2 protein-coding genes are annotated in these 1,893 nt (G+C 38.5%); both read left to right on the top strand.

The window, feature by feature from the left end; genetic code table 11:
* Positions 1-135 precede the first annotated feature (135 nt).
* Positions 136-375 carry a hypothetical protein gene (locus GXZ17_RS07920; protein WP_409376753.1) on the top strand — a complete coding sequence of 80 codons (240 nt, stop codon included), beginning with the start codon at positions 136-138 and terminating at the stop codon, positions 373-375.
* Positions 376-1,341: 966 nt separating this feature from the next.
* A partial coding sequence (locus GXZ17_RS07915; RefSeq protein ID WP_409376752.1) for a DUF1538 domain-containing protein occupies positions 1,342-1,893 on the top strand: 552 nt, incomplete at its 3' end.

The raw sequence follows: 1,893 nt of genomic DNA, 5'->3' as shown, positions 1-1,893 counted from the left end.
TACAAGGGGTTGGCACTATTTTTGCTTCTCCTCTGTTTGACAATCTGAGCGATAGGGGATATTCTATAGTTGTTAGCTCGGATGAGCTGAGTTGTTGAGTTAGCTAATTTATAATCAGGAAGGAGGTTGGAATAAATGAAATTAGCTCGCAAATATGTGTTATTGGGGTTGGCGGTTGTTTTACTTGCTGCCTTGCTTTCTGGGTGTTCGGTAATACCTGCTCCACGTTACGGAAATATAAAAATATGCACTGACGATTCGGATATTTATGGAGATGTTTACATTGATGGCGAATATACTGGATACTGCATTGATGGAGCAGAATGGGAGTGCCCCAGCTGTACTACAGGATGGATTACTGTGACTTTGGATTAAAGATACACATTAAAGGTTCGGGACTCCTTTTATGGCACTACTTACGACGGCTCATTTATACCCACTCGTGATTGGCAGGAAATATGGATATATAACTAAAACATTCCCGGGTGTAAATCAGTTATTCTCTTCCGGGAAAGAGTAATCCTCTAATACCAAATTATAGCCCCGCTGGGGAGCCTGGAGCTCCACAAGGCGGGGTTTTTCTTTTTCCCGACTTTGACACTTCACTCAGGTGAGACCCACATCAAATCTAAATTCTTTAAATTAGAATATGCTATTTTACCACTACACCTAATTACTTTCAGTGATTTACAGGGATGGTTCTTCTTTAGGAGTTATATTTTAGGTGGGTAACTACACAGGGGTGTATATATTATTGGCAGTTCTTTAAGAGCCATTAACAACTATAGTACTATGAAAGCTAATCTGGAAAGTAAAATTTCAACTCCACCATTGGAATCTCAACGGGCTCTCATGGAACATCTTGCCTTATTTGAACTCATTGAGGAGTTGATAGAAATTATTGAAAAGCAGCAACAAGAAATAGCTGAACTTCGCTTGGAAGTGAAACGCCTTTGAGATCAATTCTATCTGGATAGTCACAACAGCCGTTATCTCCCATCTACAGATAAATCAAGAGAATTCAGAAAGCACTTTATGAACAGTCTCCTTGTAATATTACTCCTCTGAAGTGAGACCTTTTCTCACTGCAGATATGATATTATTCTTCCACTACTGTAGCAGAGACATCAGGCGGAGATTAGAATCTATTCCGTATCTCATTTTACCGGTTTTTATTCTAATCAGAATATGCGGTATTGCTCTAATTACCATCTTTTTTTGCGATAAAAGCATAAGTAGATTAATGTTAAAAATTGGTTTATACTATATTGGTGGGGGCTAGATACGTTCTTAGTGCAGAGATTGTACTTTTATAAGGAGAATTTATAAGGAGAAAACGATATGAGAGGATTGAAAGGTTTGAATGATTTATGGGAAACTGCAAGGAGTGTACTTCCTCTGGTTCTCGCTCTTGCTTTTTTTCAGTTGGTGGTACTGAGGAAACCTATTAAGAACGTTAAAGAGTTTATTATAGGGGTTTTATTAAGCATATTTGGCTTACATTTCTTTCTAAAAGGTGTTTCTATGAGTCTTTTACCTTTAGGGGATTCGGTGGGAGGGAATTTAGTAGTACTGGATCGGAAATGGTTAATAGTGGCTATAGCTTTCGTAATAGGATATTTTGGCACTCTTGTAGAACCAGCTTTAAAAACTCTGGCTTTAGAGGTTGAGGAAATATCTATGGGGGCTATACCTAATAAAGTTTTGATTCACGCTGTTGCTGTTGGGTTTGGCGCAGGGATGGGTATAGGGGTATATAAAATACTGAACAATATATCTTATGTAAAAGTTGTGGCGCCTCTGCTTTTAGTAATACTTGTGTTAATTTTTTTTGCACCGGAGGAGTTTGTATCTATTGCAATGGATTCAGCCAGTGCAACGACAGGCCCGGTT

The sequence above is a fragment of the Candidatus Sordicultor fermentans genome (assembly GCF_012728195.1).
GTDB lineage: Bacteria > Atribacterota > Atribacteria > Atribacterales > Caldatribacteriaceae > Sordicultor > Sordicultor fermentans.
The sequence above is the reverse complement of the archived record's forward strand: the minus strand, read 5'-3'. Positions and strand labels throughout refer to the sequence as shown.

What these genes read in the sequence shown, in the direction of transcription:
- GXZ17_RS07920 (WP_409376753.1), top strand. Translation starts at nt 136, where the DNA reads ATGAAATTAGCTCGCAAATATGTGTTATTGGGGTTGGCGGTTGTTTTA.